The organism is Thiobacillus sp. 65-1402 (assembly GCF_001897685.1).
Classification (GTDB): domain Bacteria; phylum Pseudomonadota; class Gammaproteobacteria; order Burkholderiales; family Thiobacillaceae; genus Thiobacillus.
Genome location: NZ_MKUG01000112.1, coordinates 1 through 7,801, shown reverse-complemented (window position 1 = coordinate 7,801; position 7,801 = coordinate 1). Strand labels below are relative to the sequence as shown.

7 protein-coding genes and 1 pseudogene are annotated in these 7,801 nt (G+C 66.2%); 3 read left to right on the top strand and 5 right to left on the bottom strand.

Going from position 1 to position 7,801, the window contains the following annotated elements:
• The coding region (locus BGO62_RS09355; RefSeq protein ID WP_296641652.1) for a histidine kinase dimerization/phospho-acceptor domain-containing protein at positions 1 to 658 on the bottom strand (658 nt) is incomplete at its 3' end.
• Between the two features lie 8 nt (positions 659 to 666).
• Positions 667 to 1,788, bottom strand: coding sequence for an HD domain-containing phosphohydrolase (locus BGO62_RS09350; protein WP_296641650.1), 1,122 nt, complete (start codon positions 1,786 to 1,788; stop codon positions 667 to 669).
• 90 nt (positions 1,789 to 1,878) lie between these two features.
• Here BGO62_RS09350 and BGO62_RS09345 point away from each other — a divergent pair, with 90 nt between their 5' ends.
• On the top strand, positions 1,879 to 2,631 hold the full coding sequence (locus BGO62_RS09345) for a DUF3530 family protein (RefSeq protein WP_296641648.1): 753 nt from the start codon (positions 1,879 to 1,881) through the stop codon (positions 2,629 to 2,631).
• A gap of 77 nt (positions 2,632 to 2,708) precedes the next feature.
• On the opposite strand, the gene BGO62_RS09340 is transcribed toward BGO62_RS09345, so the two are convergent.
• The 3 genes and pseudogenes from BGO62_RS09340 to BGO62_RS09330 all read right to left on the bottom strand — a co-directional run.
• On the bottom strand, positions 2,709 to 3,971 hold the full coding sequence (locus BGO62_RS09340; RefSeq protein WP_296641646.1) for a YeeE/YedE family protein: 1,263 nt from the start codon (positions 3,969 to 3,971) through the stop codon (positions 2,709 to 2,711).
• A gap of 166 nt (positions 3,972 to 4,137) precedes the next feature.
• Positions 4,138 to 5,019: a phosphoribosylaminoimidazolesuccinocarboxamide synthase gene (locus BGO62_RS09335; RefSeq protein ID WP_296641654.1), complete on the bottom strand. Its 882-nt coding sequence runs from the start codon at positions 5,017 to 5,019 to the stop codon at positions 4,138 to 4,140.
• A gap of 87 nt (positions 5,020 to 5,106) precedes the next feature.
• Positions 5,107 to 6,108, bottom strand: a pseudogene (locus BGO62_RS09330) (AI-2E family transporter); the annotation flags it as partial.
• A 40-nt stretch (positions 6,109 to 6,148) separates the two neighbouring features.
• On the opposite strand from BGO62_RS09330, the gene purM reads away from it, so the two are divergent.
• Positions 6,149 to 7,177 carry a phosphoribosylformylglycinamidine cyclo-ligase gene (purM, locus tag BGO62_RS09325; RefSeq protein WP_296641644.1) on the top strand — a complete coding sequence of 343 codons (1,029 nt, stop codon included), beginning with the start codon at positions 6,149 to 6,151 and terminating at the stop codon, positions 7,175 to 7,177.
• A partial coding sequence (gene purN, locus BGO62_RS09320; protein ID WP_296641642.1) for a phosphoribosylglycinamide formyltransferase occupies positions 7,174 to 7,801 on the top strand: 628 nt, incomplete at its 3' end. The genes purM and purN, both read left to right, overlap by 4 nt.

Here is a 7,801-nt window from a genome sequence, read left to right as displayed (position 1 = left end):
GCAGATCGGCCACGCCAATGACGCCGTTGAGCGGCGTGCGGAGTTCATGGCTCATGTTGGCGAGGAAGCTCGACTTGGCCTGGTTGGCCTCCTTTTCCCGCCTGACCGCGCCGTGCAGCTGTTTCAGCAGGCTGGACGTGTAAAGCGGGACGACGATGAGCATCAGCCACATGCCCCACCAGAGTGGCGTATGTGCGTGCCAGAAGGGATTGAACTGGTAAACCACGACGAATCCAGCCGCGGACGCCAGCATCGAAACCAGCAGATACGGCACGCCATAGCGGAAACCGTTGCCCAGCGTGACCCAAAGGTAGATGGCGACGATGGGCGCCCCGGTTTCGTTCGAGATGGCCAGCATGTAGGTGGCGACGGTGAAGTCGTGCAGCATGCCGGCGCCGCGACGGAGCACGGAGACGCCCGGATCGACGACCGTGCCGATCAGCAGGGCAAGGGAAACCAGCGTGAAGCTCAGTCCAAGAAAATGGACTTGCTCGGACAGGGTGGCGCCGTGTCCCGGGCCGCCGAGCGAGAAATACAGATAGAAGCCGGCAACAATGCACAGGCGGATCAATGCCTGCTGAAACTCGGTGTCCGGGCGTGCCTGGACCCGCCTTTGCAAGCGTTCGACAAAAGCGGGACGGGAAAGCCGGTTCAACATGGACAGATTCAGCCGGGCGCGTCGCCCAGGTCGCGCATGATGGCCGCCACGGCATCGATGCGCAACTCGAAGGCGCGCACGCAGGCAGGGTCGAAGTGCCTGCCGCTTTCCGACTGGATGTAGTTCAGCGCGTCCTGGAACGACCAGGCGCGCTTGTAGGGGCGGTCGGAAGTGAGCGCGTCGAATACGTCGGCCACCGCCACGATACGCGCAGGCAGCGGGATGTTCTCGCCGGCCAGGCCTTGCGGGTAACCGCTGCCGTCGAATTTTTCGTGGTGGCCGAGCGCGATCACCGCGCCCATCTGCAGGTAGCGCGACGGGCTGCCGTCGAGTATCTCGTGGCCGATCAGCGGGTGGCGGCGCATGATTTTCTGCTCCTCCGGGGTATGCCGGCCGGGTTTGAGCAGAACCACGTCGGGGATGCCGATCTTGCCGATGTCGTGCATCGGCGCGGCGGCTTCGATCTCGTCGCATTCCATTGCGGAGAGCTTGAGCTCCTCGGCGATCAGGCGGGCGTACTTCGCCATGCGGACGATGTGGTTGCCGGTTTCCTGGTCGCGATATTCGCCTGCCTTGGCCAGCTTCATCAGAGTTTCGCGTTCGCGCGTGCGCACTTCGCGGGTGGCCTGCATCACCTGCTCTTCCAGCCACAGTGCGCGGTCGTTCAGCATTTTCTGGCTGCGCCGCAGCGCCAGCAGGTTGAGGCAGCGGGCTCGGCATTCCTGCGGGTCGATCGGCCGGGTGAGGAAATCGGTCGCGCCGTTTTCCAGCGCCTGATAGCGGACCTGGCGGTCTTCCACTACGGTGACGATGAGGATGGGTATATCGGCCAGGCGGCGTTCGGCGCGGACCCGGCGGGTGAATTCGATGCCGTCCATGCCGGGCATGCGGTAGTCGGTGATGATGAGATCCGGCGTGGCAAGCTGCATTTGCGCCAGCGCATCCTGCGGGTCGGCATAGCTTTCCACGATGACGCCCGGCTCCAGCGTGCGTGCCAGGCCTTCCAGCAGGCTGCGGGCGGTGCTGCGATCGTCGACGATCACCACGTGCGCCCTGCCGCGCGGGCGCGTGTCGCGTTCCGGGGCGGGCAGCACGGAGGATGGCACAATGCGCAGCGGCTTGGCAGTCATTGTTCTTACCCTGAAATTGTTGATAAAACCGCAGTTTCGTTGAAATATCGGGCAAGCCGAATGCGAACTTTAACGTCTAGGAGTGGAGAGATGAAAAAAAACCTGTTGTTGGGTCTGCTGGCCGGGGTGGCGGCGCTGTTTTCCCTGGCGGTTTCCGCCGAACCGGCGGCGGATTATGCGCGCGAGAAGAAATGGGCGGACGAGGTGGTGCCCGGACTGGTGGTGGGCGATCCGGTCTATCTGCAAACCCCGCGCGGGCATCGCAAATTCCTTGCGCTGTTCACGCCGGTGGCCGACACCGACAAGGCGGCGGTTGTCGTCCATGGCATGGGCATTCATCCCGACTGGGGCATGGTGGGCACGCTGCGCACCGAACTGTCCGACCGCGGATTCGCCACGCTGTCGATCCAGATGCCGGTGCTGGCGGCCGACGCCAAGAGCGAGGCCTATGCGCCGACCTTCCCCGAGGCGGCCGAGCGCATCGCCGAGGCGGTCGAATTTCTCAAGGCCAAGGGCTACACCCAGCTGGCCATTGTCTCCCACAGCATGGGCTCGCGCATGAGCCGCGGTTACCTGGCCGGGAAACCCGATCCGGCGGTGAAATCGTGGGCCAGCCTGGGCATTTCGGTGGACGACTACGCCGGCCTGAAACTGCCGATTCTCGATCTGTACGGCGACAACGATCTGCCGGCGGTGCTGGCGAATGCGGGCAAGCGCAAGCAAAGCCTGGCTGCGGCCGCTTCGAAGCAGACGATGATCGCCCGCGCCGACCACTTCTTCACCGGGCATGAGGCCGAGATGGTGGCGGCAGTGGCCGACTTCCTCGCCGCGACGCTGAAATAGCGCGCCCGGCGCTGCCGCCCAGCAAAAAGCCCCGCTCATGGCGGGGCTTTTTGCTGGGCAAGGAAGCTGTACCGGACTTATACCGCTTCCAGCTTGCGCATGCCGGCGGGCAGCAGCTTGAGGTCGACCAGCGCAGTGATGAAGGACTTGAGGAAGGTGGCGTCGGCTTCGTACACCATCTTGTAGTACTGCACCTTCATGGTGACGGCGCTGCCGAGCACGATGGCGATGAAGGTGAGGATGGAGCCCAGCGCCAGGGTGGAGAAGCCGGTAATCCCCTGGCCGATGGTGCAGCCCATCGCCAGCACGCCGCCGAAGCCCATCAGCACCGCGCCGACCAGATGGTTGAAGAAGTCGCGGCCGGAGGCGAACCATTCGATGCGGAAGCTGCGCGAGATCAGCGACCACAGCAGGGAGCCGGCGATCACGCCCGCCAGCGCCATGATGCCGAAGGTGAGCAGGGTGCGGTCGAAGCCGCTCGCCGCGTAGCCGAGGGTTTGCCCCATCGGGTTGATGAAGGTGAAGGACTGCGAGGCGAGCGGGCCGGCGGCGGCGGGCCTGACCGCATCGGCGGGCGCATACAGGTCCCAGTCCTGCACGTAGGACTGCAGCGACATCATTTCGCCGTCGGCGTTCACCGCGATGTTGCTGGTGACATACCAGGCGGCGAGCACCGCGAGACCGACCACGAGGCCGCCGAGGATGTTGTCGAAGCTGGTGCGGAATTCGGCCGACTTGAACGCCCACACCAGCAGCAGGCCGCCGATGACGCCACCCGCCAGCATGCGGCCGGTGGCGGCGTTGTCGCCGAACAGCATCGCGCCGAGATCCTGGTTGGTGGAGAGCGCGACCGCGGTCGGATTGGTCCAGGAATAGAACAGGGTGGAATACAGGGTCTTGTCGCTGCCCGGGAAGGGGTTGATCATGAAATAGGCAATCACGGCGATGATCAGCAGCACCATGACCGACTTGATGTTGCCGCCGCCGATGCGGATCAGCGTCTTGTTGCCGCAGCCCGAGGCAAGCGTCATGCCGACGCCGAACAGAACGCCGCCGAGCACGTTTTCCAGCCAGACGAAATTGGTCTGGCGGTAGGGCGGGAAGGTGTTGGTGACGTTGACCAGGCCGGCCGCTTCCAGGCCCATCACGCCCAGCACGCCGACCGCGATGGCCAGTACCCAGGCGCGCATGCGGCCGGTGTCGCCCATGTTGACCCAGTCGGAGACCGCGCCCATGGTGCAGAAGTTGGTCTTGTTGACGACGGCGCCCATGATCAGGGCAATCGCAAAGATCGACCACAGGAAAAACGATTGAGCGCTTGCAAAGTCTTCGTAGATCATGACTCTAAATCTCTTGTGCTGAATGGGGAAACGGCGCGCGCCGCCTGCCCGGACGAAAGGCGGAACGCCAGCTGCTTAGCCCTGCATGGTAACGCCATGCAGGCGCCGGGAACAGGTCCATTCCTACCGTATGTATGTGGGCCGGTTTGCGTGTAGGAGGGGACGCTTAGCCCAGCAGCCGCGTCATCGCCTCGCGGTATTTCTCGCTGGTCTTGCCGACGATCTCGGCCGGCAACGCCGGCCCCGGCGCCTGCTTGTTCCAGCCGCTGGCTTCCAGCCAGTCGCGCACGAACTGCTTGTCGAAGCTGGGCGGGTTGCTGCCCGGGCGGTACTGGTCGGCCGGCCAGAAGCGCGACGAATCCGGGGTCAGCGCCTCGTCGATCCACACCAGCCGGCCTGTCTCGTCGAGGCCGAACTCGAACTTGGTGTCGGCGATGATGATCCCGCGGGTGAGCGCATACTCCGCCGCCGCCTTGTACAGCGCAAGGCTGACGTCGCGCACCTGGGCGGCCAGGTCGGCGCCGATCAGCGCCGCCATTTCGTCGAAGCTGATGTTCTCGTCGTGCGCGCCGACCGCGGCCTTGGTCGATGGCGTGAAGATCGGTTGCGGCAGGCGGTCGGCCTGCATGAGGCCGGCGGGTAGCGCGATGCCGCACACCGACTGGCTGGACTGGTATTCCTTCCAGCCCGAGCCCACCAGGTAGCCGCGCACGATCGCTTCGACCGGCAGCGCCTTCAGCTTTTTCACTACGATGGCGCGGCCGGCGACCTGGTCGCGTTCGTTTTCCGCGACGACCGATTCCGGCGCGATGTCGAGCGCCTGGCTCGGCACGATGGCTTTCAGCTTGTCGAACCAGAAAGCCGAGACGCGGGTGAGCACCTCGCCCTTGCCGGGGATCGGCGTCGGCATCACGACGTCGAACGCCGACAGGCGGTCGGTGGTGACGATCAGGAGCCGGTCGTCGCCGACGGCGTAGATGTCGCGCACCTTGCCCTTGTGAACGAGCGGGAGCGACGTGATGCGGGACTCGAGAAGCGGAGCGGACATGGCGGGCGGGGCGGGGTCGGAAGAGCCGGCATTATAGCCGCCGCGATAGAAGTCACTGGCCTCGTATGCGGCGCGCAGTTCGCGCAGCGTGACCAGCAGCACCCCCGCCAGCGGCACCGCCAGCAGCACGCCGACGAAGCCGAACAGCTGGCCGAACGCCGCCAGCGCGAAGATCACCGCCACCGGGTGCAGGCCGACGCGCTCGCCGACCAGGCGCGGGGTGACGACGTAGCTTTCCAGCACCTGGCCGGCGAGGTAGATGCCGGCGACCCACGCCACCCCGGTCCAGTCGGCGAACTGCAGCAGCGCGACCAGCAGCGCGAGGACCATGCCGAGGCCGAAGCCGAGGAAGGGCACGAAGGACAGCACGCCGGTGAGGATGCCGATCGGCAGCGCGTAATCCAGTCCCGCCGCCCACAGCGCCAGCGTGTAATAGATGGACAGGGTGGCCATCACCGCCAGCTGCCCGCGCAGGAACTCGCCGACCACCGCGTCCATCGCGCGGGCGACGCGGTGGAGCGTCGCCGCCCAGCCGCGCGGCGTCAGCGCGGCGACGCGCTCGACCATGATGTCCCAGTCCTTCAGCAGGTAGAACATCACCACCGGGATCAGCAGCAGGTTGGCCAGCACGCCGACGACGGCGAGCGCGCCGGTCTGCAGGGTGGGCAGCCAGGCGGCGCCGTTCTGCGTGGCCTGCTCGGTGAGCCAGGTCTTGAGCGTGGCGAGGTCGAACTGGACGGTGCTGCCGAAAGTCTGTTGCAGCCACGGCAGGAAGCGGGTCTGCAGCAGGTCGAGCGCCGCGGGGATGCGCTGGGAAAGCTCGACGAACTGCCCCTGGAACAGCGGCAGCGCCACCAGCAGCAGCGCGGACAGCACCAGCCCGGCGAGCAGGATGACGATCACGGTGCCGGCCGCGCGCGGAATGCGGCGCGCCTCCAGGCGGTCGACCAGTGGGTCGAATATGTAGGCGAGCAGGGCGCCGGCCAGAAACGGCGTGAGGATGGGGCCCAGCAGGTAGAGCAGGCCGCCCGCGACGAGCAGGAAGGCGAGTGCGAACCAGGGGATGTTGAACGGCCGGATCGTGTGCATAGACGGTAAAATAACGCACTTTTTGATTCTGGAGCCGGGCGTGTCTTCCATTTCCTACAAAGATGCCGGGGTCGATATCGACGCCGGCGATGCACTGGTCGAACGCATCAAGCCGCTGGCCAGGCGCACCATGCGCCCCGAAGTGCTGGCCGGCATCGGCGGCTTCGGCGCGCTGATCGAGATCTCGAAGAAGTACAAGGAGCCGGTGCTGGTGTCCGGCACCGACGGCGTCGGCACCAAGCTGAAACTCGCGTTCGAGCTGAACCGCCACGACACGGTCGGCATCGACCTCGTCGCCATGAGCGTCAACGACATCCTGGTGCAGGGCGCCGAGCCGCTGTTCTTCCTCGACTACTTCGCCTGCGGCAAGCTCAGCCTCGATACCGCCGAAGCGGTGATCGCCGGCATCGCGCAGGGCTGCGAGCAGGCCGGCTGCGCGCTGATCGGCGGCGAAACGGCGGAGATGCCCGGCATGTACGCCGAGGGTGAATACGACCTGGCCGGCTTTGCCGTCGGCGTGGTGGAAAAATCGAAAGTCATCGGCGGCCAGTCGGTCGTGCCGGGCGACGCGGTGCTGGGACTCGCTTCCAGCGGCGCGCATTCCAACGGCTATTCGCTGATCCGCAAGCTGATCGACGTCAGCCACATCGGGCTGAAATCGGATTTCCACGGGCGCCCGTTCGCCGACGCCGTGATGGAGCCGACGCGGATCTACGTCAAGCCGCTCTTGGCGCTGCTGGAGAAGCTGCCGGTCAAGGGCATGGCGCACATCACCGGCGGCGGCCTCACCGGCAATCTGCCGCGCTGCCTGCCGGAAGGCGTGGCGGCCCGGATCGACCAGGCCGCGTGGACGCGCCCGCCGCTGTTCGACTGGCTGCAGCAGGCCGGCAACGTCGCGCCGGATGAAATGCTGCGCACCTTCAACTGCGGCATCGGCATGTGCGTCGTCGTCGCCGCCGCGGACGCCGCTGCCGCGATGGCGCATCTGCAGGCGAGCGGCGAAACCGTGTGGCAGATCGGCGAAATCGTCGCGCGCCCCGATGGCGCGGAGCAGGTGCTTTATCTGTGAGTTGCCGCGTCGTCGTCCTGCTGTCGGGGCGCGGCAGCAATTTCCGTGCGATCGCCGAGGCGCAGCTGCCGATCGATATCGTCGCGGTCGTCGGCAACCGCCCGCAGGCGGCGGGACTGGCTTACGCGCGTGAGCGCGGCCTGACCGCCGTCGCGCTCGACCACACCGAGCATCCCGATCGCGCCGCCTTCGACGCCCTGCTGGCCGACGAGATTGCACGCCACCGCCCCGACCTGGTGGTGCTGGCGGGCTACATGCGCATCCTCAGCCCGGCCTTCATCGCGCGCTTCGAGGGCCGCCTGCTGAATATCCACCCCTCGCTGCTGCCCGCTTTTCCGGGGTTGAAGACGCACGAACGCGCCCTCGCGGAAGGCGTGAAAATCCACGGCTGCACCGTGCATTTCGTCACCGCCGAGCTGGATCACGGTCCCATCGTCATCCAGGCCGCGGTACCGGTGCGGGCGGACGATACGGCCGCCGACCTCGCCGCGCGGGTGCTGGAACAGGAGCACCGTATCTACCCGCAGGCGATCCGCTGGTTCGCCGAGGGCCGCCTGCTCAACCGGCATGGCCGGGTAAACTTGAAGGACGATCCGGCGTCACAGTCTGTGTTTCCCCACGGAG